This window comes from Nonomuraea sp. NPDC001636, assembly GCF_040298265.1.
Taxonomy (GTDB): Bacteria; Actinomycetota; Actinomycetes; order Streptosporangiales; family Streptosporangiaceae; genus Nonomuraea.
In genome coordinates, this window is record NZ_JBEOZT010000026.1 from 17,119 (window position 1) to 40,511 (window position 23,393).

Annotated in this window: 19 protein-coding genes; 9 read left to right on the forward strand and 10 right to left on the reverse strand. The window is 71.6% G+C overall.

Annotation, left to right across the window (positions count from 1 at the left end):
* Position 1 precedes the first annotated feature (1 nt).
* The 6 genes from ABT158_RS37440 to ABT158_RS37465 all read right to left on the reverse strand — a co-directional run bounded on the left by ABT158_RS37440 (position 2) and on the right by ABT158_RS37465 (position 4,407).
* The gene (locus tag ABT158_RS37440; protein ID WP_125632481.1) at positions 2–178 is read right to left on the reverse strand and encodes a (2Fe-2S)-binding protein; all 177 of its coding nucleotides are present in this window, start codon (positions 176–178) and stop codon (positions 2–4) included.
* 120 nt (positions 179–298) lie between these two features.
* The gene (locus tag ABT158_RS37445; protein WP_352361821.1) at positions 299–919 is read right to left on the reverse strand and encodes an MBL fold metallo-hydrolase; all 621 of its coding nucleotides are present in this window, start codon (positions 917–919) and stop codon (positions 299–301) included.
* On the reverse strand, positions 919–2,004 hold the full coding sequence (locus tag ABT158_RS37450; RefSeq protein WP_352361822.1) for an S-(hydroxymethyl)mycothiol dehydrogenase: 1,086 nt from the start codon (positions 2,002–2,004) through the stop codon (positions 919–921). Before ABT158_RS37450 ends, ABT158_RS37445 begins: the two co-directional genes overlap by 1 nt.
* A gap of 15 nt (positions 2,005–2,019) precedes the next feature.
* On the reverse strand, positions 2,020–2,937 hold the full coding sequence (locus tag ABT158_RS37455) for an adenylate/guanylate cyclase domain-containing protein (RefSeq protein ID WP_352362102.1): 918 nt from the start codon (positions 2,935–2,937) through the stop codon (positions 2,020–2,022).
* An 84-nt stretch (positions 2,938–3,021) separates the two neighbouring features.
* Complete coding sequence (locus tag ABT158_RS37460) at positions 3,022–3,540, reverse strand: PH domain-containing protein (RefSeq protein ID WP_352361824.1); 519 nt, start codon at positions 3,538–3,540, stop codon at positions 3,022–3,024.
* 45 nt (positions 3,541–3,585) lie between these two features.
* Positions 3,586–4,407, reverse strand: a complete 822-nt coding sequence (locus tag ABT158_RS37465) for a biotin--[acetyl-CoA-carboxylase] ligase (protein WP_352361827.1) — start codon at positions 4,405–4,407, stop codon at positions 3,586–3,588.
* Between the two features lie 85 nt (positions 4,408–4,492).
* Here ABT158_RS37465 and ABT158_RS37470 point away from each other — a divergent pair, with 85 nt between their 5' ends.
* Together ABT158_RS37470 and fdhD are read left to right on the forward strand one after the other, a co-directional pair.
* Positions 4,493–6,697 (forward strand): FdhF/YdeP family oxidoreductase, encoded by a 2,205-nt coding sequence (locus ABT158_RS37470; protein WP_352361829.1) that lies wholly within the window; start codon positions 4,493–4,495, stop codon positions 6,695–6,697.
* Entirely contained in the window at positions 6,694–7,536 is an 843-nt protein-coding gene (fdhD, locus tag ABT158_RS37475; RefSeq protein ID WP_352361831.1) for a formate dehydrogenase accessory sulfurtransferase FdhD, read from the forward strand. Before ABT158_RS37470 ends, fdhD begins: the two co-directional genes overlap by 4 nt.
* A gap of 65 nt (positions 7,537–7,601) precedes the next feature.
* On the opposite strand, the gene ABT158_RS37480 is transcribed toward fdhD, so the two are convergent.
* Positions 7,602–9,416, reverse strand: a complete 1,815-nt coding sequence (locus ABT158_RS37480; RefSeq protein ID WP_352361833.1) for a hypothetical protein — start codon at positions 9,414–9,416, stop codon at positions 7,602–7,604.
* A 159-nt stretch (positions 9,417–9,575) separates the two neighbouring features.
* Between ABT158_RS37480 and ABT158_RS37485 the strand changes: the two genes are divergently transcribed.
* Positions 9,576–10,655, forward strand: a complete 1,080-nt coding sequence (locus ABT158_RS37485; protein ID WP_352361835.1) for an epoxide hydrolase family protein — start codon at positions 9,576–9,578, stop codon at positions 10,653–10,655.
* A 50-nt stretch (positions 10,656–10,705) separates the two neighbouring features.
* Here the strand turns inward: ABT158_RS37485 and ABT158_RS37490 are convergent, their stop codons facing one another.
* Positions 10,706–13,282: a phosphoenolpyruvate carboxylase gene (locus ABT158_RS37490; RefSeq protein WP_352362104.1), complete on the reverse strand. Its 2,577-nt coding sequence runs from the start codon at positions 13,280–13,282 to the stop codon at positions 10,706–10,708.
* A gap of 323 nt (positions 13,283–13,605) precedes the next feature.
* Positions 13,606–16,089, reverse strand: coding sequence for an ABC transporter ATP-binding protein (locus ABT158_RS37495; RefSeq protein ID WP_352361837.1), 2,484 nt, complete (start codon positions 16,087–16,089; stop codon positions 13,606–13,608).
* A 36-nt stretch (positions 16,090–16,125) separates the two neighbouring features.
* On the opposite strand from ABT158_RS37495, the gene ABT158_RS37500 reads away from it, so the two are divergent.
* From ABT158_RS37500 to ABT158_RS37510, 3 genes are all read left to right on the forward strand, one after another.
* Positions 16,126–17,715 (forward strand): acyl-CoA carboxylase subunit beta, encoded by a 1,590-nt coding sequence (locus ABT158_RS37500; protein ID WP_352361839.1) that lies wholly within the window; start codon positions 16,126–16,128, stop codon positions 17,713–17,715.
* Positions 17,712–17,912: an acyl-CoA carboxylase subunit epsilon gene (locus ABT158_RS37505; RefSeq protein WP_352361841.1), complete on the forward strand. Its 201-nt coding sequence runs from the start codon at positions 17,712–17,714 to the stop codon at positions 17,910–17,912. Before ABT158_RS37500 ends, ABT158_RS37505 begins: the two co-directional genes overlap by 4 nt.
* A gap of 107 nt (positions 17,913–18,019) precedes the next feature.
* The gene (locus tag ABT158_RS37510) at positions 18,020–18,961 is read left to right on the forward strand and encodes an NYN domain-containing protein (RefSeq protein ID WP_352361843.1); all 942 of its coding nucleotides are present in this window, start codon (positions 18,020–18,022) and stop codon (positions 18,959–18,961) included.
* Here the strand turns inward: ABT158_RS37510 and ABT158_RS37515 are convergent.
* Positions 18,919–19,917, reverse strand: a complete 999-nt coding sequence (locus ABT158_RS37515; RefSeq protein WP_352361845.1) for an ArsR/SmtB family transcription factor — start codon at positions 19,915–19,917, stop codon at positions 18,919–18,921. The two genes, ABT158_RS37510 and ABT158_RS37515, sit on opposite strands and share 43 nt — an antisense overlap.
* 90 nt (positions 19,918–20,007) lie before the next feature.
* Between ABT158_RS37515 and ABT158_RS37520 the strand changes: the two genes are divergently transcribed.
* From ABT158_RS37520 to ABT158_RS37530, 3 genes are all read left to right on the forward strand, one after another.
* On the forward strand, positions 20,008–21,234 hold the full coding sequence (locus ABT158_RS37520; RefSeq protein WP_352361847.1) for an MFS transporter: 1,227 nt from the start codon (positions 20,008–20,010) through the stop codon (positions 21,232–21,234).
* Positions 21,235–21,311: 77 nt separating this feature from the next.
* On the forward strand, positions 21,312–22,715 hold the full coding sequence (locus ABT158_RS37525; RefSeq protein WP_352361849.1) for a DNA-3-methyladenine glycosylase 2 family protein: 1,404 nt from the start codon (positions 21,312–21,314) through the stop codon (positions 22,713–22,715).
* A complete protein-coding gene (locus ABT158_RS37530) occupies positions 22,712–23,224 on the forward strand; it encodes a methylated-DNA--[protein]-cysteine S-methyltransferase (RefSeq protein ID WP_352361851.1) in 513 nt (170 codons plus the stop codon). Before ABT158_RS37525 ends, ABT158_RS37530 begins: the two co-directional genes overlap by 4 nt.
* The last annotated feature ends 169 nt before the right edge of the window (positions 23,225–23,393 follow it).

Sequence of the window (23,393 nt, forward strand, 5' to 3'; positions counted from 1 at the left end):
GCTATGCGGTCGTCAGTTCTTCAGACTGCTTCAGGATCGCACAGATCTTCCGTACACAACGGGCACAGTCCCCACCAGCCCCAGTGGTGTCGCGAATCTGTTTCGCGCTCTTCGCCCCGGAGGCGATGCAGTCGTGGACCTCGTTCTCGGTCACAGCACGACAAATGCACACATACATCCGGAGACAGGCCTCTCAAGCGAGCAGAAGGGGACGCCTTTAGGTTAGGCACACCTAAGATAGCTCACTTCGGTAAGGCTTGCCTATGTTAGAGGCGTCACAGTCACCTGACCCCGCAGGTCAGTGGCCCCTCGCCCGCCACTCCTCCAGGTGCGGCGCCTCCGCCCCGATGGACGTGGAGTCGCCGTGACCGGTGTGCACGACCGTCTCGGGCGGCAGGGACAGCAGCCGCCCGGCGATCGACTCGATGATCGTGTCGAACGACGAGTACGACCGCCCGGTCGCCCCGGGGCCCCCCTTGAACAGCGTGTCGCCGCTGAACAGCACGCCCGCGTCGGGCACGTGCAGGCAGACCGCGCCCGGCGAGTGGCCCGGCGTGTGCAGCACCTCCAGGGCCACCCCGCCCACCGTGATCTTCTCGCCGTCGGCCAGCGGCGTATACGCCACCTCCGGCCCGTACACCTGCTCCCAGAGCACCTGGTCGGCCGGGTGCAGCAGGATCGGCGCGCCGGTCAGCTCGGCCAGCCGGGCGGCGGCGTTGACGTGGTCGTTGTGGGCGTGGGTGCACACGATGGCCTTGACCCGGCGGCCGCCGGCCCGCGCGGCAATGGCGTCGGCGTCGTGCGCGGCGTCGATGATCACGACCTCGCGCGCGTCGCCGACCAGCCAGACGTTGTTGTCGACCTCCCAGGTGCCGCCGTCGAGCGAGAACGTGCCGGAGGTGATGACGCGGTCGATCATCAGAGCACCACCACCGAGCGCAGCACCTCGCCGCGGTGCATCTTCGCGAACGCCTCCTCGACCTGGTCGAGCCCGATCGTCTCGGTGACGAACCGGTCGAGCGGCAGCCGGTTCTGCAGGAACAGGTCGATCAGCATAGGGAAGTCCCGTGAGGGCAGGCAGTCGCCGTACCAGGACGACTTCAGCGCGCCGCCGCGGCCGAACACGTCGAGCAGCGGCAGCTCCAGCCGCATCTCCGGCGTCGGCACGCCCACCAGGACCACCGTGCCGGCCAGGTCGCGGGCGTAGAACGCCTGCTCGTACGTCTCCGGCCGGCCGACCGCCTCGATCACCACGTCCGCGCCGAACCCGCCGGTCAGGTCGCGGATCGCCTCGACCGGGTCGTTCTCCCGCGAGTTGACCGTGTGCGTGGCGCCGAACCCGCGGGCCCACTCCAGCTTGCGGTCGTCCACGTCGACGGCGATGATCCGGGACGCCCCGGCCAGCGACGCCCCGAGGATCGCCGCGTCGCCGACGCCGCCGCAGCCGATCACGGCCACGCTGTCGCCGCGCGTCACGCCGCCGGTGTTGATCGCCGCGCCGATGCCGGCCATCACGCCGCAGCCCAGCAGGCCCGCGACCTGGGCCGGCGCCTCGGCCGACACCTTGGTGCACTGGCCGGCCGCCACCAGCGTCTTCTCCAGGAACGCGCCGATGCCGAGCGCGGGCGACAGCTCGGTGCCGTCCTTGAGCGTCATCTTCTGGGTGGCGTTGTGGGTGGCGAAGCAGTACCACGGCCGGCCGCGCAGGCAGGCGCGGCACTGGCCGCACACCGCGCGCCAGTTGAGGATCACGAAGTCGCCGGGCGCCAGCCCGGTGACGCCCTCGCCGACGGCCTCGACCGTGCCCGCGGCCTCGTGGCCCAGCAGGAAGGGGAAGTCGTCGTTGATCCCGCCCTCGCGATAGTGCAGGTCGGTGTGGCAGACCCCGCAGGCCTGCACGTTCACCACCGCCTCGCCCGGCCCGGGGTCGGGGACGACCACCGTCTCCAGCGAAACTTCCTGGCCCTTACCGCGGGCGATCACGCCCTGCACTTCGTACGGCATGGCAGCCATCTTGTGTCAGGAGGATGATCTCCGCAAGACATAGGGCTGGACCACGCCGAGCCCTCTTGCGGGCCGCCTCCGGATCTTGTGCACCTCGATCCCGTCCGGCGCTCCGGCCAGGCCCTCGGCCAGCTCGGAGTCGACCAGGATCGTGCCCGGCCGGGCGATGGCCGTGAGCCGGGCGGCCAGGTTGACGGTGGTGCCGAACACGTCGCCCATCATGGGCACGACCGGCCCGTACGCCATGCCGATGCGCAGCTCCAGGCTCTCGGCGAGGTCGAGGGCGATCGACGCGGCCTGGGCCGGGGCGGGCGCGGTGAACAGCACCTCGTCGCCGAGCGTCTTGACCAGCCGCGCGCCGTGCGCGGCCACCACGTCGGCGGCGCGCGACTCGAAGCCCTCGACCAGCGAGGCCAGCGCCCGCTCGTCCAGCTCGCGCGAACGCCGGGTGAAGGAGACCAGGTCGGCGAAGCCGACGGCGATCGACACGCGGGCCGGCCCCCGCTCGTCCTGGTCGTCGGCGACGGCCAGCAGGCGGGTGCCGGCGGCGGCGAGCTGGGCCCGCCACACGTGCACCAGCAGGTGCTCGAAGTCGGGCAGGAGGGCCTTGGCCGTGTCGAGGACGCCGTTCAGGTCGGCGTCGGTGCGCGAGTCCGGGACCATCGTGCCGATCACGATCTCGGCCTGCCACTGCGCCAGCCTGGCGGTGGTCTGGCCGAGCGCGCGGGCCATGCGGATGACGGTCTGCTCGTCGAGCAGGCCGCCGTCGATCAGGCTGCGCACCCGGCGCAGCGCGGCCACGTCGGCGTCGCTGAACGCCACGGCGTCGTCGGGGAACTGGGCGAAGCCGAGCGCCCGCCAGATGCGCTGGGCGAGCTCCTGCGACACCCCGGCCCCGGCCGCGACCTGCGCGCGGGTGTGGCGGGCCGGCATGCCGACGAGCGCGCGCTCGATCTGCTCGGCCGTCGGCCTGCCGGGCGGTTGGGTGGCGTTCACGATCAGCAGGCTACGCCAACCTCAGTGGCCGTCGATCTCTCCGTCGGACGCGTCCTCGACCAGCTTGAACAGGTCCATGCGGACGTCCTGGATGCGCGGGATGTCGCGCAGGACGATCTGGCCGCGCTCGCCCGCGGACTCGACGGTCAGCGTGCCGCAGCCGAGCATGCGTTCCATGAACGTCTGGTCGGAGCTGACGGTGTTGACCTTGGCCATCGGGATCTCGTCGGTGGACTTGTTGAGCACGCCCATGCTGATCGTGAACCGGTGGGTGGTCAGGACGTACCCCGTGTTCTTCCACTGCAGGTAGGGCACGAACGAGAAGATCGTCAGCAGGATCACGGCGATGACGACGACGGCGATCCTGCCGTAGGAGGTGACGCTCTCCCCCCACGCGGTGGGGAAGAAGTAGAGGGCCGCACCCGCTGCCGCGGCGATGAGGATCAGCGCGAAGAACGGGCCGACAAGGCGCTTCCAGTGGGGATGGAAGGATCGGACGCGCTGCTCACCCTGCGTCAGATGGTGGTCGGGAAGGGTCATGCCGCACATGCTGCCACCAACCCGGCCGAGCGGCTACGCCCTTGCTCATCGGGCGGCCCGCACGTGCACGACGTCTCCGGCGCCCAGCGTGTAGCGCTCGCCGCCGGACTCCACCTGGAGGTGGCCGGACCCGTCGATGCCGGTGGCCCGCCCGGTCAGCACCTGCTCGCCCGGCAGCTCCACCCGGACGTCGCGGCCGACCGTGGCGCTGGCGGCGAGGTAGGCGGCGCGCAGCCCGGCGGCCTCGGCGTCGCCGCCGGCCGCCTCCCACTCGCGGTAGTGGCTCTCGACCTCGCGCAGCACGGCCCGCAGCAGCGGGTCGCGGTCGACGCAGGCCGCCTTCTCGATGGCCAGCGACGTGGCCGTCTCGACCGGGACCTCCTCCGCGCGCAGCGAGACGTTGAGCCCCATGCCGATGACGACGGCGTCGTCGACCCGCTCGGCCAGCACCCCGGCCAGCTTGCGCTCGCCCACCAGCAGGTCGTTGGGCCACTTCAGGCGCACGTCGACCTCGGCCAGCCGGCGCACGGCGGAGACGGCGGCCACGCCGTACAGCAGCGGCAGCCACCCCTGGGTCGGAACCGGCGCCGTGGGCCTGAGCAGGACGGAGAACGTCAGCCCCGACCGCGGCGGCGCCGACCAGGCACGGTCGAGCCGGCCCCGGCCGGCGACCTGCGACTCGGCCACCAGCACCCGGCCCTGCTCGGCCCCGGCCTGGGCGGCCAGGGCGAGGTCGGCGTTGGTCGAGCCGGTGGTCTCGACGACGGTGACGCCCGTCCACAAGCCGCCCGGACGCACGAGCGCGCGGTTGAGCGCGGCCTCCGAGAGCGGCGGACGGTCGAGGTCGGAGTAGCGCGAGGAGGCCATCCCCCTATCTTGGCCGAACCCGCGCCGAGGTCGTCGCACCGCACCGGCTGGTCTCGAAGTCCGCATGAGGGGTAAAGATGGGGGGATGAGCAGACGTCCTGACCCTCGCAACTGGGCTTCGTGGCGGCCCTTCGGCCTCGGGTTGCGCAAGCCGAACAACTACCTGGAGCTGTGGAAGGCGTTCAGGTCGGTCAAGGGGAACAGGCGTTACGCCTGGCGCATACTCAACCAGGGCACCTGCGACGGCTGCGCGCTCGGCACGCACGGCATGCGCGACTGGACGATGGACGAGATCCACCTGTGCAACATCAGGTTGCGCCTACTGCCGCTCAACACCATGCCCGCGCTCGACGTGTCGCTGCTGCGCGACGTCTCCGGGCTGACCGGGCGCAAGAGCGCGGAGCTGCGGGAGCTGGGGCGGCTGCCGTACCCGATGCTGCGGCGGGCCGGCGAGCCCGGCTTCACCCGCCTCACGTGGGACGAGGCGCTGCGGGTGGCGGCCGAGCGGCTGCGCGGCGCGCGTTTCGGCACGTACCTGACCAGCCGCGGGGTGCCCAACGAGAACTACTACGCGGCGCAGAAGGCGGTGCGGGCGCTCGGCACGAACAACGTCGACAACGCCGCCCGCATCTGCCACTCGCCCTCGACGGTCGCGCTCAAGCAGACCATCGGCGCGGCGGCCACGACCTGCTCCTACACCGACTGGATCGGCTCGGACCTGATCGTCTTCATCGGCTCGAACCCGTCGAACAACCAGCCGGTCGCGATGAAGTACCTCTACCACGCCAAGAAGGCCGGCACCCGGATCGCCATGGTCAACGCCTACCGCGAGCCGGGCATGGACAAGTACTGGGTGCCCTCCAACGCCGAGTCCGCGCTGTTCGGCACGAAGATCACCGACGAGTTCTTCGGCGTGAACGTCGGCGGCGACATCGGCTTCCTCAACGGCGTGCTCAAGCACCTCATCGAGAACGACTGGGTGGACAAGGCGTTCGTGACCGGGCGCACGTCCGGGTTCGAGGAGGCGCGCAAGGCCGTCGAGGCCCAGTCGTGGGCCGAGCTCGAAGCGCTTTCGGGGGCGACCAAGGAGCAGATGTTCCGGCTGGCCGAGCTGCTCGGCAAGGCGCGCTCGGCGGTGCTGGTCTGGTCGATGGGCATCACCCAGCACGCCTACGGGGAGGACAACGTCCGGGCGATCGTCAACCTGGCGCTCGCGCGCGGCTTCCTCGGGCGCGACAAGTGCGGGCTGATGCCGATCCGGGGGCACAGCGGGGTGCAGGGCGGGGCCGAGATGGGCGCGTACGCGACCGGCTTCCCCGGCGGCCTGCCGATCACGTCCGCCAACGCCGCCAAGTTCACCGACCTGTGGGGCTTCCAGGTGCCCGACACGGCCGGGCTGACCGCGACCGACATGATCGACGCGGCCCACCGGGGCGAGCTCGACGCGCTCGTCTCCTCCGGCGGCAACTTCCTGGAGGTGCTGCCCGACCCGGCCTACTGCCGGGAGGCGCTGTCCAGGCTGGGGCTGCGGGTGCACATCGACATCGTGCTTTCCTCGCAGATGCTCGTGCCGGGCGAGGGCGACGTGCTGCTGCTGCCCGCCCAGACGCGTTACGAGATGGTCGGCGGCGTGACCGAGACCTCCACCGAGCGGCGGATCATCTTCTCGCCCGAGGTCGAGGGGCCGCGCGTGGGCGAGGCGTGGCCGGAGTGGAAGATCTTCTCCGAGCTGGCCGCCCGTACCCGTCCGGAGATAGCCGACCATGTGCGGTTCACCGGCACTCCGCAGATCCGTGCGGAGATCGAGCAGGTCGTGCCGTTCTACCAGGGCATCTCCGGGTTGCGGAAGTTCGGGGACAACGTCCAGTACGGCGGCCGCCACCTCTTCGCCGACGGCCGCTTCCAGACGCCCGACGGGCTGGCCGTCTTCTCCGTGGTCGAGCCGCCCGCCCTTGAGCGCCCCGACGGCACGTTCAAGGTCGCGACCAGGCGCGGCAAGCAGTTCAACAGCATGGTCCACGAGCGGCTCGACGGCTTCAACGGCGCGGCGCGCGAGGCCGTGCTGATGAGCCCGTACGACGCCGACCGGCTCGGCCTGGCCGACGGCGCGCCGGTCGAGCTGCGCGCGGGCGAGCGCTCCTACCAGGGCAAGGTGCTGCGCGCCCCGCTGATGCCGGGCAACCTGCAGATCCACTGGCCGGAGGGGAACGTCCTGCTCGACGAGGCCCGGCGCTCGCCACAGGCGCGCATCCCCGACTACAACGCGCTCGTCACCGTGCGGCCGCTGTGAAGGCGCGTCCCGGGCCCACCACCCGCGTCCGCATCCGGGAGCTGGCCGGCTCCGGGGCCCGCGACCGGCGCGACGACCTGGCCACGGAGGAGCCGCTGGAGATCCGCCTCACCGGCGGCGACGGCACCCGCAAGACGGTGGCCATCACCATGCGCACCCCGGGGCACGACTTCGAGCTGGCCGCCGGGTTCCTCAGCGGCGAGGGCCTGGCCGGGCCGGACGACATCGCGGCCATCGCGTACTGCACGGACGACGACCTGCCGCCCGAGGCCCGCTACAACACCGTCACCGTCCGCCTGCACGGCCCGGTGCCCGACCTGCCCGCGCTCGACCGGCACTTCCTCACCTCCAGCGCGTGCGGCGTCTGCGGCTCGGCCGGCCTCGACGCGCTGCACGGCCGGTGCAAGCCGATCCCCAGGGGCTCGCTCCAGCTCACCCCCGAGGTCCTCTACGGCCTTCCGGGCGCGCTGCGGGCGGCCCAGGGCGTGTTCGGCAAGACCGGCGGGCTGCACGCGGCGGGCCTGTTCTCGGCGACGGGCACGCTGCTGGCGTTGCGCGAGGACGTCGGCCGGCACAACGCCGTGGACAAGCTGGTCGGCTGGGCGGCGCTGGCGGACCGGCTGCCGCTGGCCGAGCACGTGCTCATGGTCAGCGGCCGGGCCAGCTACGAGATCATGCAGAAGGCGCTGGCGGCCGGCGTCCCGGCGGTCTGCGCGGTGTCGGCGCCCTCGTCCCTGGCCGTCGACCTGGCCAGGGAGTTCGGGATGACCCTGGTGGGGTTCCTGCGTGGCGAGCGCTGCAACGTCTACGCCGGTCAGGAGCGGATCGTCACGGCCTAGCCGTCACCGCCCTCGGCCACGAGGAACCCCGGGGCCCGGCCGGGCCCGCGCCCGGCCGGGTCTGCCTATCGGCAGGTCACGGGGTAGACGCCCGCGGCGGACGGCTTGTTGTGGTTCAGCACCTCAAGCTTGACGACTCCGTCGGTCTTGGAGTCGCGGTGCCAGTAGGAGGACTGCACCTGGAGGTTTCCACCGCTGTTGGCCTGGTGCGTGTACGTCTCCCCGGGCTTCCCGTCGATCACCCATCGGTAGGAGATCTCGGTGCCCGGCGCGGCCTTGAAGCTTGCGAACGCGGTCACGTACGGGGCCTGCACGCAGTCGCCGTAGTAGGCGACCGGGCGGAACTCGCTGATGCGTACGGTGCCCGGGTTCGGGTCGACCGGCTTGCAGGTCACGGTGTACGGCGCTTCCAGGGTCGGCTGGTTCTGGTTCAGCACCTCGATGCGGACCTTGCCGGTGGTGCTGGACTTGAACGAGCTGTACCAGAAGTCGCCCAGGCCGTTGGCGTATCCGGGGTAGATGTGCTTGGTCCTGACAACGCCCGGCTTGCCGTCCACGACGACGCGGAAGCGGATGTCGACGTCCTTGTCCGTCGAGATGTGGCCGTCCACGGTGAGCCCGATGGAGCCGGCGGGGCAGTCGCCCGTGTAGAGGGGCGTCTGGATGTCGTGGAAGGTCAGTTTCGCCGTCTGCGGCTCGTTCGCGCAGGTGAAGGTGAACGAGTGCTCCACCGGCTGCGCCGGGCCGCGGTCGGTGACGAGGCCGAGCTTGTGCGTGCCGGTCCTGGACGAGTCGAGCGACCAGGCGGCGGAGACGTTCTGCGATCTCGGCTGGCCGCTGGCCGGGAAGTCGAGCACCTGGTGCTGCCACTCGACGTTGTCGAGCAGCCACCAGTAGGACAGCTGGGTCGCCCCGCCCGCCGGGAGCGTGACGCGCCCGGTGGCGGTGTAGGCGATCGGCTCGTCGCAGTAGCCCTCGTAGCCGTCCGGGGTCAGGTCGGTGATCGCCACCTCGGGCTTGGCCGGGGGCTCGGTGGTCGGCGTGGTCGTGGGGGTCGACGTCGGGGTGCCGGTCGGCGTCGAGGTCGGGGTGCTGGTCGGGGTGCCCGTGGGCGTCGAGGTCGGGGTGGGTCCCGGGGTGGTCTTGCACGTCACCTTGTACGGGGCCCGTCCCGAGTCGTGGCCGCCCGCGTTCAGGATCCGTACGGACTTCCAGCCCTCGGTGGACCCGCCCACGGACAGCGGCAGCGTGACCTGCCTGCTGCGCGGGCCGCCGGCCGCGAAGTACATCACCTCGGGGCCGCTCTCACCGGTGGCGCTGTCGATCCACTGGTAGCCGACCTTGGCAGGGGTGCGCGAGACCTGGATGGTCGCGGTGAACGTCACCGTGGTCGGGCACGTGCCGGTGTGGGACGGCGGGCTCGCCTGCACGCTCGCCGCGGCGACCAGCGCCCGATGCGGCTGGGCAGGCAGCGGGTTGACGACGTCGTAGCGCTGGACGGCTCCGGCGCAGGCGACGCGGAAGCGCGCCTTGGCCGACAGCCCGCGCTTGCCGAGGACCTCGACGGCCTGCCAGCCGGTCGTGTCGCGGTCGAACGTCTGGCGGTCCCGCACGACGACCTTGCGCGCGCCGTTGACGCGGAAGCTCCTGATGGCGCTCTTGCTGCCGTCACCGCGTACCCAGCGGTAGCGCACGGTGCCCTTGCCCTTGGCGGCCACCGTGGCGGCGAAGGCCACCGTCGTGGGGCACTCGCCCGTCCGGTCGGCGAGGGCCGCCTTGACCTGGGTCACCGAGGTCGCCGGTGCGGCGGCGGCCTGGGCTGGAGGAGCGGCCAGCAGGCTGCCGAGCAGCATGGCGCCCAGCAGCAAGACTGTCTTCATCGGGGTCCCTTTCTGCACTTGTCAAGGGGGCCCATGATCGTCGGTGGGTCTTGGAGGTCACTTGGATCTGCCTTGTGAAGGTTGTGGAATGAAGTATTCCGTTCTGCTATAGTTGGAACAGAACAAGCCGTTCCGCTTCTTCGGTCGAGAGGACCCCTCATGAGCATCCGCCCGTTCCGCGTCGAGATCCCCCAGGCCGACCTCGACGACCTGCTGGACCGGCTCGCGCGCACCCGCTTCGCCGACGAGATCCCCGGCGCCGACCAGGGCGTGGGCGTCGAGCGGGTCAAGCGCCTGGTGGCCCACTGGCAGTCCGGCTTCGACTGGCGCGCCCAGGAGGCCCGGCTCAACGCCTACCCGCAGTTCACCACGGAGATCGACGGGCAGAACATCCACTTCATCCACGTACGCTCCGACAACCCCGACGCCCTGCCGCTGATCCTCACCCACGGCTGGCCCGGCACCGTCGCCGAGTACCTCAACGCGATCGAGCCGCTGTCGCGCCACTTCCACGTGGTCGTCCCGTCGCTGCCCGGCTTCGGCTTCTCCGGCCCGACCAAGGAGCTCGGCTGGAACAACCGGCGCATCGCCGGGGCGTGGGCCGAGCTGATGGCCCGCCTCGGCTACGAGCGCTACGGCGCCGTCGGCAACGACGGTGGTTCGATGATCTCCCCCGAGCTGGGCCGGATCGACGCCGAGCACGTCGTCGGCGTGCACGTCACCCAGCTGTTCTCCTTCCCCTCCGGCGACCCGGCCGAGTTCGCCGACCTGAGCGAGGAGGACCAGGCCGGGCTGGCCGTGCTCGACTGGTTCTGGAAGGAGAAGGGCGCGTTCAACGTCCTGCAGTCGCAGCAGCCGCAGACGCTCGCGCACGCCCTCGCCGACTCCCCCGCCGGGCTCGTCGGCTGGCTCGCCCAGCTCTTCGACGAGGACCTGGACGACGACTTCGTGCTGACCAACGCCTCGATCCACTGGTTCACCGGCACCGCCGGCTCGGCCCTGCGGCTCTACTGGGAGAACGCCCGCATGGAGCAGCCGCAGGAGCCGACGACCACCCCGACCGCGCTGGCGATGGGTGAGGGCGACTTCAAGTCGATCCGCCGCTTCGCCGAGCGCGACCACCGCGGCATCGTCTCGTGGAAGACCCTGCCCGCCCCCGCCCGCGGCCACTACACGGCCCACACCGCTACGGAGGCGCTCACCTCCGACATCACGGCTTTCTTCGACAGCCTGCGCTGATTGCGCGCACTTCGGACGGCCCGGCCACCCGCCGGGCCGTCCGCGCGTGCTCAGCCCGTGTTCTGCAGGCCGGCGGCCACGCCGTTGACCGACAGCAGCAGCAACGTGGACAGCCGCTCGCGCTCCTGCTCCGACAGGTCCTCGGTGCGCATCGCGCGCAGCGCCCGCAGCTGCAGGTGCGACAGCGCGTCGACGTACGGGTCGCGCAGCTGCACGGCCCGCGAGAGCACCTTGCGGTTCTCCAGCAGCCGCGTGTGACCGGTCACCCGCAGCACCAGCTCGCGGGTGCGGTCGTACTCCTCCAGCACCTGGCGGGCGAAGTCGTCGCGGCCGCCGAGGGCCAGGTAGCGCTTGGCGATCGACCGGTCGGTCTTGGCCAGCGACATCTCGGCGTTGTCCAGCATCGCGTTGAACAGCGGCCATTCGGCGTAGGCCGCGCGCAGCTCGTCGAGGGAGCCGACGGCGGCCAGGCCGGTGCCCAGGCCGTACCAGCCGGGCAGGTTGACGCGGGTCTGCGCCCAGGCGAACACCCACGGGATGGCCCGCAGGTCGTCCAGCGAGCGCGGCGCGCCCAGGCCGCGGCGGGCCGGACGGGAGCCGAGCCGCAGCGAGCCGATCTCCTCCAGCGGGCTGACCAGCGCGAACCACTCGGGGAACCCGGGGGCCTCGGTGAGCGCCCGGTAGGCCTCCTCCGAGGCCGTGGCCACCTGCTGGGCCAGGCCGCGGAACCGCTCGGCGGCGGCCGCCGTACGGGCGCCGACCGTGGGCGAGGAGGCCAGCAGCACGGCGTTGGTGACCTGCTCCAGATGGCGGCGGGCGATGGCGATGTGCCCGTAACGAGCGAAGATGACCTCGCCCTGCTCGGTAACCTTGAAGCGGCCCGCGACCGAGCCCGGCGCCTGCGCCAGCACCGCCCGGTTGGCCGGGCCGCCGCCGCGGCCGAGCGCGCCGCCGCGGCCGTGGAACATGCGCAGCTTGACGTCGTGCTCGTGGGCCCACACGGTCAGCTCCTCCTGCGCCTCGTAGAGGCGGAGGGTGGCGGCCGCCGGGCCGAGCTCCTTGGCCGAGTCGGAGTAGCCGAGCATGATCTCCATGCGCCGGCCGGTCGCGGCCAGGCGGTCCTGGATCTGCGGGATCTCCAGCATGCCGCTCAGCACGCGCGGCGAGTTCGCCAGGTCCTGGCCCGACTCGAACAGCGGCACCACGTCGAGCACCGGCGCCCGGTCGCCCAGAGCGTGCCCGGCCAGCTCGTAGACGGCCGCGATGTCGTCGGCCGAACGGGTGAAGGAGACCACGTAGCGGGAGCAGGCCGTGACGCCGAACCGCTCCTGGATCCAGGCGATCACCCGGATCGTGGCCAGCACCTCCTCGGTGCGCTCCGACAGCTCGCCGCCGGCCCTGATCTCCTCCAGGGCCGCCGCGTGCACCTGCGAGTGCTGGCGCACCTCCAGCTCGGCCAGGTGGAAGCCGAACGTCTCGACCTGCCAGACGAGGTGCTGCAGCTCCCCGTACGCCTGCCGCGGCGCGCTGCCCGCCAGCGACTCCTGCATCAGGCGCAGGTCGGCCAGCAGCTCGGCGGGCGCGCGGTAGGCGAGGTCGAGGTCGCGGCGGCGGGTGGCGGCGATGCGGGCGGCCACGTACAGCAGCCACTGGCGGTGCGGCTCGCGCGGCGACCGGGTGGCCAGCTCGGAGACCAGCTCGGGATGCGCGTCGACGGCCGCGGCCAGCGCGCCCTTCAGCTCGGCCGAGCAGGGCGAGAACTGGGCGGAGGCGGTCAGCGTGCGGGCGATGCGCGTGCAGGCCGTCTCCAGGGCGGTCAGCACGTGCTCGGACTGGATCTGGATCGTGTCGCGGGTGACCTTGGCGGTGACGTTGGGGTTGCCGTCGCGGTCGCCGCCGATCCAGCTTCCGTAGCGGATGAACGGCCTGGCCAGCGGCGGACGGGTGCCGGTGCCCGCGTCGAGCGCCGCGTCGAGCGAGCGGTAGACCTGGGGCACCATGCGGAACAGCGTCTCGTCGAAGGCGGCCATGGCGGTGCGCACCTCGTCGAGCGGGTCGAGCTTGGTGGAGCGCAGCTGGGCCGTCCGCCACAGCAGGTCGATCTCCTCCAGCAGGCGGCGCCTGCTCTCAGCGCGCTCGGACGCGCCGCGCCCGGGCGCGTTGTACTCGGTGAGCTGGCCGCTGATGCGCTGGATGGCGGTGACGACCGCCCGCCTGCGCGCCTCGGTGGGGTGCGCGGTCAGCACCGGGTGCAGCTCCAGCCCCTGCAGCAGCTCGCTCACGCGCTCCTCGCCGAGCTCGTGGACGGCCTGCGCCAGCGACTCCCGCTGCACCCTCCCCTCGGCGTCGCGCTCGCGCAGCGTGCGGATCCGGTAGTGCTCCTCGGCCAGGTTCGCCAGGTGGAAGTAGCAGGTGAACGCGCGGGCGACCGCGACCGCCCGCTCGATCTCCCATCCGGCGACCATTTCGGTGATCTCGTCGGCGGAAATCTCGCCTCTGCGCGCCGCGATGACGGCTTTGCGCAACCGTTCGACGTCGGCCAGCAGGTCTTCGCCACCTTGTTCGGCGATCACCTGGCCGAGCAGCTTGCCGAGCATGCGCACGTCGTGGCGCAGCTCGTCAGGCATCTCGGTCACGGCGGCACTACGACGCTCGAGCCCCTGGTCAATCATGCTTCGAAGGGTATCGACTCACTTTCCGCGACCGCATGGCGGTCTCGCCCATTGGACTAGACCACCGCGAGAGAGCGCCGTCACCTGGAGGAGCGGCGGGAGCGCAGCGACCAGAGCGGAGGAAGGTGACGGCATCCGGCGATCGAGCCGGCCTCACGGAGTGAGGCCAGTAAGCGACGGAGCGCCGTCACCTGGAGGAGCGGCGGGAGCGCAGCGACCAGAGCGGGGGAAGGTGACGGCATACGGCGATCGAGCCGGCCTCACGGAGTGAGGCCGGCTCAACTCGGCTTGGAGACGGCCGCCAGGAGCTCCGGGAGGCGAGGGAAGCCGATCTTGCCGGCGAGGCGTCTGCCGAGCACTTCGATCAGCAGGCCGTAGAAGGGCGCGAGCACCGAGACCCACGTCAGCCCGAACGCCAGCGGCAGCACGATCGGCAGCGACATCAGCGCGATCCCGAGCATCGCCCCCATCGACGACGCGAACGCCTGACCGCCCTGGCCGGGCGCGGCGCCGCTGAAGGCGTTCATCCGCTCGGGCAGCGTGTACGGAATCGTCACGCTGGTCACCGAGCCGACCCCGAGCCCGACGCCGAGCGCGCCCAGCCCGGTCAGGAACGCCGGCACGACGGCCTCCTGGCTGCCGGTGAGGAACGCCGCCGCGACCGCCACGAGCAGCAGCAGCGGCGTGGCGACCAGACTGTTGGCCAGGTGGCGGCCGGCCAGGTCGCGGCGCAGGTCCTCCTCCGAGCCGAAGGCCACGGCGTTCATCCACAGGGAACGCCCGTCGATGCCGAACGCGTTGCCCGACTGCAACGAGATCATCAGCGCGCCCATGCCGGTGATCAGCACCGGCAGCACCGGCCCCGCCTGCCCTCCGGTGCTGTTGTTCAGCGAGAACGCCAGGACGACGGTCACCACGACCGACGAGAACCAGCCCACGCGGAACCTCGGCTCCCGCCTGATGTACTTCAGCTCCTTGGTCACCACGGCCGCCAGCGGCCCGTCGGGCAGGAGCCGGTCGGTCAGGCCGCGCTCCCGGCGGACGGAGGCCGCCTGCGTCGAGGCGTCCGGCGAGACCAGGGCTCGGCCGAGCGCCTTGATCCACAGCCAGGCGACCACCACGACCAGCGCCGCGACGGCGGCCAGCTCCGCCACGCCGACCAGGCCGCCGTCGGCCATGGCGTGCGCGGCCATGCCCGGCGGCGTCCAGCGCAGGACGCCGGCCAGCCGGTGGAGGATCGCGGCGGGGTCGCCGAGGCCGCGGTTCATCAGCAGGTTGGGCAGCTGCGCCAGCAGCACCACGAACAGGGCGGCCACGGCCAGCACGTCACGTCCGCGTCGGCTGCGCAGCGCCCCGGACAGCGAGGTGGTGATCAGCCGCGAGGTGACCACGCAGAGCGCGAACTGCAGCAGCACCGCGGGCACGCCGAGCAGCACGCCCCCGATGCCCGTGGGCAGCCCGACCAGCGCGCCGGCCGTGACGACCAGCATCGCCAGCGGCCACGCGCCCGTCGCGGACGCGGTGAACAGCCCGACGGCCAGCTCGCGCGTACGCAGCGGGAACAGCGACAGCCGCGCCGGGTCGAGCGTGTCGTCGAGCCCGAACGCCAGCAGCGGCACGATCATCCAGCTCACCAGGAAGAACGCGAACGCGACGATCACCAGCTCGGCGGCGACGTCGGAGGGCGCCAGCCTGAGCAGGCTCATCAGCAGGAACCCGAGCACGGCCAGGCCGGCCGCGGCGAGCAGGGTGAAGACGAAGCCGAGCTTGCGCTGCACATCGCCGCGCAGGTTGCCGACCAGCAGGCGCAGCTTGAGCCGCGCGAACAGCGCGGCCGTCGCCACGGGCGACCCCGTGACGGCGGACCCCCTGCCGGCTCTGTCCGGGACGGCCCCGGCGGCGCTCACGGCGTGTCCTGGGGCGCGGCGGCGGCGGGGGGGCACGGTCGGGGGCGTGGCAGGGGGCGCGGCAGGGGTTGCGGTCGGGGGCTGGTTTCCGGGGCGGGCGCCGAGCCAGCTCAGCCCGGCCTCGCCGTGGGCGCGGGAGCCGCCGCCGACCAGCCGCATGAACGCCTCGTTGAGGCTGGAGCCGCCACGCACCTGATCCAGCGGCCCCTGGGCGACGATGTGACCGCCGCTCATCACCGACACCCAGTCGCACAGCCGCTCGACGAGGTCCATGACGTGGCTGGAGAAGATGACCGTCGAGCCGGAGGCGGTGAAACGTCGCAGCACCTCGGTCAGGGTGTTGGAGCTGACCGGGTCGACCCCCTCGAACGGCTCGTCGAGGAAGAGCACGGACGGGTTGTGCAGCAGCGCCGCGGCCAGCCCGATCTTCTTGCGCATGCCGGTGGAGTAGTCGACGACGAGCTTGTCGGCGGCGCCGGTCAGGTCCATCACGTCGAGCAGCTCGCCCGCGCGCTGCTCGACGTCGGCCTTGGGGATGCCGCGCAGCCGGCCGTTGTAGAGCAGCAGCTCGCGGCCCGACAGCCGCTCGAACAGCCGCAGCCCCTCGGGCAGCACGCCGATGCGCGCCTTGACGGCGACCGGGTCGCGCCAGACGTCGAACCCGTCGATCGCGGCCTGGCCGCCGTCTGGCCGCAGCAGCCCCGTGATCATGCTCAGCGTGGTGGTCTTGCCGGCCCCGTTGGGACCGACCAGGCCCGCGAAGCTGCCCGCCGGGACCACGAGGTCGACCCCGGCCACCGCGACCTGCGCGCCATAGCGCTTGTACAGGCCGTGGGAGCGAACCGCATCCGTCATGGATCCACTCTAGGAGGACGGGTTAGCCTAACGCGCATGAGCGCAGCCGCCGATCCCATGCCGGAGATGCCGGACATCCACACCACCGCGGGCAAGATCGCCGACCTGGAGCGAAGGCTCGACGAGGCCGTGCACGCCGGCTCGTCGTCGGCGGTGGACAAACAGCACGCCAAGGGCAAGATGACCGCGCGCGAGCGGGTGCTCGCGCTGCTCGACGAGGGCTCGTTCGTGGAGTTCGACGAGTTCGCCCGCCACCGGTCCACGATGTTCGGGCTGGAGAAGCGGCGGCCGTACGGCGACGGCGTCATCACCGGCCACGGCACGATCGACGGCCGCCAGGTCTGCGTGTTCTCCCAGGACGTCACGGTCTTCGGCGGCTCCCTCGGCGAGGTGTACGGCGAGAAGATCGTCAAGGTGATCGACCTGGCGCTCAAGACCGGGTGCCCGATCATCGGCATCAACGAGGGCGGCGGCGCGCGCATCCAGGAGGGCGTGGTCGCGCTGGGCCTCTACGCGGAGATCTTCAAGCGGAACGTGCACGCATCCGGCGTGATCCCGCAGATCTCGCTCATCATGGGCGCCGCGGCCGGCGGCCACGTCTACTCGCCCGCCCTGACCGACTTCGTTGTCATGGTGGACCAGACGTCCCACATGTTCATCACCGGCCCTGACGTGATCAAGACGGTGACCGGCGAGGAGGTCACGTTCGAGGAGCTGGGCGGCGCCCGCGCGCACAACACCAAGTCGGGCGTGGCCCACTACCAGGCCGCCGACGAGGAGGACGCCCTCGACTACGTCAAGGCGCTGCTGTCCTACCTGCCCTCCAACAACCTGGACGAGGCCCCGGCCTTCGCCGCCGCCGCCGACCTGGAGCCCGACCCCGAGCTCGACCTGGTGATCCCCGACTCCCCCAACCAGCCGTACGACATGCACCAGGTGATCGAGCACGTGCTCGACGACGGGGAGTTCCTGGAGGTCCACGCGCTGTTCGCGCCGAACATCGTGGTCGGCTACGGCCGCGTGGACGGCCAGCCGGTCGGGGTCGTCGCCAACCAACCCATGCATTTCGCCGGATGTCTGGATATCGACGCCTCCGAGAAGGCCGCCAGATTTATTCGAACTTGTGATGCCTTTAATATTCCGATCCTGACTTTTGTTGATGTACCAGGATTCCTCCCCGGCACCGATCAGGAATGGAACGGAATCATCCGCCGCGGCGCCAAGCTCCTGTACGCCTACGCCGAGGCCACGGTCCCGCTGGTCACGGTCATCACCCGCAAGGCGTACGGCGGCGCGTACGACGTCATGGGCTCCAAGCACCTCGGCGCGGACGTCAACCTCGCCTGGCCCACCGCCCAGATCGCGGTCATGGGCGCGCAGGGCGCGGTCAACATCCTCTACCGGCGCGAACTGGCGGCCTCCGACGACCCCGACGCCGAGCGCGCCCGGCTCGTCACCGAGTACGAGGACACTCTGGCCAATCCGTACATCGCGGCCGAACGCGGCTATGTGGACTCGGTGATTCGGCCATCCGAAACCCGACCCCAAGTTGTCCGGGCTCTTCGCGCGTTGCGTAACAAGAGAGCCTCGCTGCCGCCGAAGAAGCATGGGAACATTCCTCTATGAGCGACCACCTGCGCATAGTCCGCGGCGACGCCACGCCCGAGGAGATCGCGGCCGTGGTGGCCGTGCTCGCCACGCGGCGGAGCTCGTACGCCGAACCCGAGAGACCCCGTAGACAAACATGGCGAAACCCCGCCAGAGGTATGCGTAACCCTGGCCTGCCAGGGAAGGCGGCTTGGCGGATGAGCGCACTACCCTAGATAGATCCCGGGAATCGGGTGTCAAGTTCCCCGGGAGTTGGGACTATCTAGAGAAAGTAGGCGTATATAGTCAGCCGATCAACTAACACCGCGGCCTGGAGGACGACATGGCCATCCCAGACCTCATGCCGCATCCTGTGGCAGCCAAGTACGCCGTCCTAGTGGATGTCGGTTATCTCTACGCTGCGGCAGGTGAGGTGCTGCTCGGCGCGAAGGAACGCAAGGAATATCGGGTGGCCGCCGATGAGCTCATCCAGAGTCTACAGAAACATGCAGAGGAACGTATTTCCGGCGAACTTCTGCGGATCTATTGGTATGACGCCGCCCGCGACCGTGTGCCGACCGTCGACCAGCGTGTCATCGCCCAGCTCCCGTGGGTCAAGGTTCGCCTCGGCAACCTCAACGCCCGCGGCCAGCAGAAGGGCGTCGACGCGCAGATCAGGAGCGACCTGGAGGCGCTCGCCCGGCATCACGCGGTGACCGACACGATCCTGCTGGCGGGCGATGAGGACATGGTTCCGGCGGTCGAGGCGGCGCAGGCGTACGGCGTGCGCATCCACCTGTGGGGCGTCGAGCCGCCCTACGGCACCAACCAGGCCGAGCGTCTGGTGTGGGAGTCCGACACGGTGGAAGTGATCTCCGCCGATTTCCTGAGACCCTTTTTCAGTCGCGCTCCGCAGCCGGTCGCGGTCACCCCGCCCGTCACGGCTCCCTCGCCCGCCCAGGTGTTCGCCGGGCGCGCGCCGGTCAAGCCGCACGCCAAGCCCGGCCAGGTCGCCAAGCTCGGGCCCAGCCGTCCGCGCGTGGAGGACGTCGGCGAGCACGTCGCCCAGAAGTGGATACTCACCCGCGGCCGCGACAACATCCGCGACCTGCTGCCCGGCCCGATCCTGCCGACGGTGATCGACACCGAGCTGCTGATCGAGGCGGAGAAGGAGCTCGGGCACTCGCTGCGGCCCTACCCGGAGGCCCGGGTCTGGCTGCGTGACGGGTTCTGGGCGCGCGTCTACCGGGAGTTCGACCTGGGGGTGGGGGTCTCCTCCAAGTAGAGCAGCGTCTCGGCGACCGCCGTGCGGGCGTAGAGCACGTACCGGCCGGTGCGGTGCGCGGTGCACAGGCCGGCCTTGCGCAGCGCCGTCAGGTGCTGGTTGACGCCGGGCTCGGAGAGCCCGGCGCGCTGGGCGAGGTCGCGCGTCGAGGCGGGCTGGTCCAGCTCGGCCAGCAGCCGGGCGCGCGTCCTGCCGAGCACGGCGGCCAGCGCCTCGGGCGGGTCCACCTCGCGGCGCTCCCAGAGCGTCGCGATGCCGCGCGGCGCGTAACGCACGGTCGGCTGGTACGGCGGCGTCGTGACCGACAGGACCCGCGGCCAGGCGAACACGCACGGCACCAGCAGCAGCCCGAGCCCTCTCAGCGACCGGCGGCCGGACACGTACCGGTGCTCCAGCCGCAGCGTGCCGTCGTCCCAGGTGACGGCGTCGTCGAGGTCGGCCAGCATGCGCCGGGCGCCGCCCTCGGCCAGCAGCCGGGCCCGGTGCAGGATCTCGCCCTCCAGCAGCGACCTGATCCGCGGCCAGTACGGCGCCATCGCCGCCTCCCAGTAGCCGGCCACCTCAGTGGCCAGGCGTTCGAGGCCCTGTTCCGGGTCGTCGTAGAGGGCCTGCACCCGTTTCGTCCGGGGACCGCCGATGTGGTCCAGGTCCGTGCGCACCCGGGCGGCCGCACCCCGCATCGTGGCGAGTTCCAGCTCCAGGTCCGGCATGGACGTCGAGGGCGGGGTGCAGGTGAAGCCCGCGATCGAGACGGTGGGCACCGGGACCAGGTCCGACAGCAGCCGCCAGTCCACGTCCTGGAGGCGGCGGCGCACCTGATCGGCCCAGGGGCGCAGGAGCGGGTGCGCGGCCGGGTTCTTCACCACGCGCGCGCTGGCCACGACCTCGCCGAGCGGGGAGACGGCGAAGCGGATGTTGGCGAGGTCGTGGGCGGTGAACGTCAGGTCGAGGGTCATTGAATTTGCTTGTCACTTAATCGATAGCGGCCTTGCCCGACATTTCAGCATCCTGCAGACATGTCAGCAACCTTGGTGGAAGCTCCACTCTTGCGGCTTCGCGCGTTCCGCAACCTGTTCGTCGCCGGCGCGGTCAGCCAGCTCGGCAGCCAGATCACCTACGTCGCCCTCCCGCTGCTCGCCGTGACCGCCCTCGGGGCGGGCGCGGGCGAGGTCGGGCTGCTCTCGGCGCTCGCCACGCTCACGGCGCTGGTGATCGGGCTGCCCGCCGGGGCGTGGGTGGACCGCGTCCGGCGGCGCCGCCTGATGATCGCGATGGACGCCGCACGGGCCGTGGCGCTGCTGTCGGTGCCGGTGGCCTGGTGGGCCGGGACGTTGTCCATGGCGCAGCTCTACGTGGTGACGGTGCTCGTGGGCGCGGGATCGCTGCTGTTCGACGTGGCGTCCATGAGCATCGTGCCGGGGCTGGTCGGGCGCGAACGGCTGACGTCGGCCAACTCGCTGCTCGTGGGCACGGCCGCGGGCATGGACGTCGCCGGACGCAGCCTCGCCGGGGTCCTGGCCCAGATCGTGGGCGCACCGCTGGCCGTGCTGCTGGACGCGCTGAGCTACCTGTGGTCGGCGGCCTGGCTGCGCGGCGTCCCCGAACCGGCAATCCCCCTGGACGGCTCGCCGGAGGCGGCCGAGCCCCTGCGGGCCCGGATCGCGGCGGGCGTGCGGTTCATCCTCGGCAACCGGGTGCTGGTCGCGGCCCTGGTCCAGAGCACGATGGCGAACCTGGCGTTCCCGCTCTGCTCGGTCCTGCTGCCGGTGCTCATCGTCGGGCGGCTCGGCTATCCGGAGTGGGTGTTCGGGGCGTACCTGGCGGTGGGCGGGCTCGGTGTGCTCGCCGGGTCGTCGTCGGCCCATCTGCTCAGCCGGCGCTTCGGCACGGGCCGCGCGGTGTGGCTGGTCAGCCTGGCCACCTCCCCGCCCGCGCTGGTGATCCCGTTCCTCGACGCCGGGCCGTGGTTGTGGGCCGCGGCGGCGGCGTGGTTCGTGCTGACGTTCCGTACCGGGGTGAACAACGTGCTGCTGGTGAGCATGCGGCAGCGCGTCACGCCGGACCACCTGCTCGGCCGGATGACGGCCACCATGCGGCTGCTGCTGATGGGCGCGGTCGGCCTCGGCGGGCTGCTGGCCGGACTGCTCGGCGAGGTGTGGGGGGTGCGCGCGCCGCTCTGGGCCGGTGCGGTGATCATGGCCGTGAGCTGGCTGCCGATCCACTTCTCAGCCCTTCGCCGATCAGGTCCGAATACCGCCGATCGGCCGTACTGACCTGCTGACCTGCGTTTTCATGGTGAGGTCCGATTTCCGCCGGTCGGCACCCGCGGCCCGCGCATAGTCTCGGGGGCATGTCACCCCTAGAGCTCGACTTCGACTCCTGTTACCGGGCGGTCTCCGCCAGGGACTCCCGGTTCGACGGGCGCTTCTACACCGCGGTGACGACCACGCGCATCTACTGCCGGCCGATCTGCCCGGCGCGTACCCCCTCCTCCAGGAACGTGCGCTTCTACCGGCACGCGGCCTCGGCCGAGGCGGCCGGGTTCCGGCCGTGCAAACGCTGCCGGCCCGAGCTGTCGCCCGGCGATCCCGGCTGGGACCTGCGCGGCGACCTCATCGGCCGGGCCCTGCGGCTGATCGACGACGGAGCCGCCGACGAGCGCGGGGTGGCCGGGCTGGCCCGGCGGCTGCACATCACCGAACGCCACCTGCACCGGCTGTTCGTGGCCGAGCTGGGCGTCGGGCCGCTGGCCGTGGCCCGCACCAAGCGGCTCCTGCTGGCCAAGCAGCTGCTGACGGAGACCGGGCTGCCGGTCACCGAGGTGGCGTTCGCGGCCGGGTTCGGCAGCGTGCGGCAGTTCAACGCCACGATGCGGGAGACGTACGGCTTCACGCCCAGCGAGCTGCGCGCCACGGCCGGACGTCCGGCGGCGCCGCCCGAGCCCGAGGCCGCCGGGCCGGTCACGCTGAGGCTGCGGCTGCACCGCCGCGAGCCGTACGACGTGGCGGGCGTGTTCGGCTTCCTGACCTCACGCGCCATCCCCGGCCTTGAGGTCGCGGGCCCGGAGTCGTACTCCAGGGCCGTGCCGGGCGGGACGATCACGCTCACCCCCCGGCCGGACCACATCGCGCTCGACGTGGCCCTGGCCGACACCCGGCAGCTGGCCCGCATCGTCGCCCGCTGCCGCCGCCTGCTAGACCTGGACGCCGACCCCGACGCCATCGCCGAGGCGCTCGGCCAGACCTCGCTGGCCCCGCTCGTCGAGGCCCGGCCCGGACTGCGGGTGCCGGGCACGTTCGACGGCTTCGAGCTGGCCGTACGCGCGGTGGTCGGCCAGCAGATCTCGGTGGCCGGAGCCCGTACGCTGCTCGGCCGCATCGTCGCCAGGGCCGGCGGCCCGCTCTTCCCCACCGCGGCCGAGCTGCGGGAGGCCGACCTGACGGGCCTCGGCCTGACCAACCGCAGGATCGCCACCCTCGCCGACCTGGCGGGCCGCGTCGCCGACGGCGACATCGACCTCGACGGCGGCCAGGACCCGGCCGAGGCCGGGGCCGAGCTGCTGAAGGTGCCCGGCATCGGCCCCTGGACCGCCAGCTACATCGCGCTGCGCGCGCTGCGCGATCCCGACGCCTGGCCCACGGGCGACCTCGTGCTGAACAAGCGCATGGCCGCCCTGGGCATCCCCGACGACCACATCGAACGGTGGCGGCCCTGGCGGGCCTACGCCGCCCTGCACCTCTGGAGCTCTTCATGATCACCGCCCAGGTCCTGCCGACGCCGATCGGCTCGCTGTCGCTGCTCACCCGCGAGGGCGTCCTCGTCGCGGGCGGCTTCACGGCCGACCCGGCGGAGATGTTCGTCCGCCTCACCCCTGCCCTTCAGGCGGAGGGCCTCGACGTGGTGGACGACCTCGGCGCCCCCACCGAAGCCGTCCGGGCCTACTTCGACGGGGACCTCGACGCCCTGGACGCCGTCCCGGTCTCGCAGCCCGGCTCCCCCACCCGAAAGCGCCTGCACGAAGCGCTGCGCGAGGTCCGCGCGGGGACGACGGTCTCGTACGCCGAGCTGGCCCAGGCCGCCGGCCTTCCCCGTACCGCCGCCCGTGCCGCCGGCTCCGCCTGCGCCCAGAACCTCATCGCCCCCTTCGTCCCCTGCCACCGCGTCCTGCCCAGCACGGGCGGCTACGGCGGCTACTACTACGGCGTCCCGGTCAAGGAATGGCTCCTCGCCCACGAAAGCGGACAAACCCTCAACCTACAGTGACGACATGAAAGCGTTCGGTAATGTGTTCGCATGTCGCCGACCCTGGAATCCGCACCTGTGACGACGGACGGGCGCCGTGATCCCGGATTCCCGAGCCGTGTCGCATGGTTCGCGGAAGGCAGAGCTGAAGGCCTGACCTTCGACCATGCCTTGCGCAGGGCCCAGATCA

Excerpts from the sequence above, each read along its gene's own strand:
- ABT158_RS37500 (WP_352361839.1), top strand. The coding sequence starts at position 16,126 with ATGAGCGCAGCCGCCGATCCCATGCCGGAGATGCCGGACATCCACACC.
- ABT158_RS37480 (WP_352361833.1), bottom strand. The coding sequence starts at position 9,416 with ATGAAGACAGTCTTGCTGCTGGGCGCCATGCTGCTCGGCAGCCTGCTG.
- ABT158_RS37485 (WP_352361835.1), top strand. The coding sequence starts at position 9,576 with ATGAGCATCCGCCCGTTCCGCGTCGAGATCCCCCAGGCCGACCTCGAC.
- ABT158_RS37490 (WP_352362104.1), bottom strand. The coding sequence starts at position 13,282 with ATGCCTGACGAGCTGCGCCACGACGTGCGCATGCTCGGCAAGCTGCTC.
- ABT158_RS37450 (WP_352361822.1), bottom strand. The coding sequence starts at position 2,004 with ATGCCGTACGAAGTGCAGGGCGTGATCGCCCGCGGTAAGGGCCAGGAA.
- ABT158_RS37440 (WP_125632481.1), bottom strand. The coding sequence starts at position 178 with ATGTATGTGTGCATTTGTCGTGCTGTGACCGAGAACGAGGTCCACGAC.
- ABT158_RS37455 (WP_352362102.1), bottom strand. The coding sequence starts at position 2,937 with ATGCCGGCCCGCCACACCCGCGCGCAGGTCGCGGCCGGGGCCGGGGTG.
- ABT158_RS37465 (WP_352361827.1), bottom strand. The coding sequence starts at position 4,407 with ATGGCCTCCTCGCGCTACTCCGACCTCGACCGTCCGCCGCTCTCGGAG.
- ABT158_RS37510 (WP_352361843.1), top strand. The coding sequence starts at position 18,020 with ATGGCCATCCCAGACCTCATGCCGCATCCTGTGGCAGCCAAGTACGCC.
- ABT158_RS37445 (WP_352361821.1), bottom strand. The coding sequence starts at position 919 with ATGATCGACCGCGTCATCACCTCCGGCACGTTCTCGCTCGACGGCGGC.
- ABT158_RS37525 (WP_352361849.1), top strand. The coding sequence starts at position 21,312 with ATGTCACCCCTAGAGCTCGACTTCGACTCCTGTTACCGGGCGGTCTCC.
- ABT158_RS37495 (WP_352361837.1), bottom strand. The coding sequence starts at position 16,089 with ATGACGGATGCGGTTCGCTCCCACGGCCTGTACAAGCGCTATGGCGCG.
- ABT158_RS37505 (WP_352361841.1), top strand. The coding sequence starts at position 17,712 with ATGAGCGACCACCTGCGCATAGTCCGCGGCGACGCCACGCCCGAGGAG.
- ABT158_RS37470 (WP_352361829.1), top strand. The coding sequence starts at position 4,493 with ATGAGCAGACGTCCTGACCCTCGCAACTGGGCTTCGTGGCGGCCCTTC.
- ABT158_RS37530 (WP_352361851.1), top strand. The coding sequence starts at position 22,712 with ATGATCACCGCCCAGGTCCTGCCGACGCCGATCGGCTCGCTGTCGCTG.
- ABT158_RS37515 (WP_352361845.1), bottom strand. The coding sequence starts at position 19,917 with ATGACCCTCGACCTGACGTTCACCGCCCACGACCTCGCCAACATCCGC.
- ABT158_RS37460 (WP_352361824.1), bottom strand. The coding sequence starts at position 3,540 with ATGACCCTTCCCGACCACCATCTGACGCAGGGTGAGCAGCGCGTCCGA.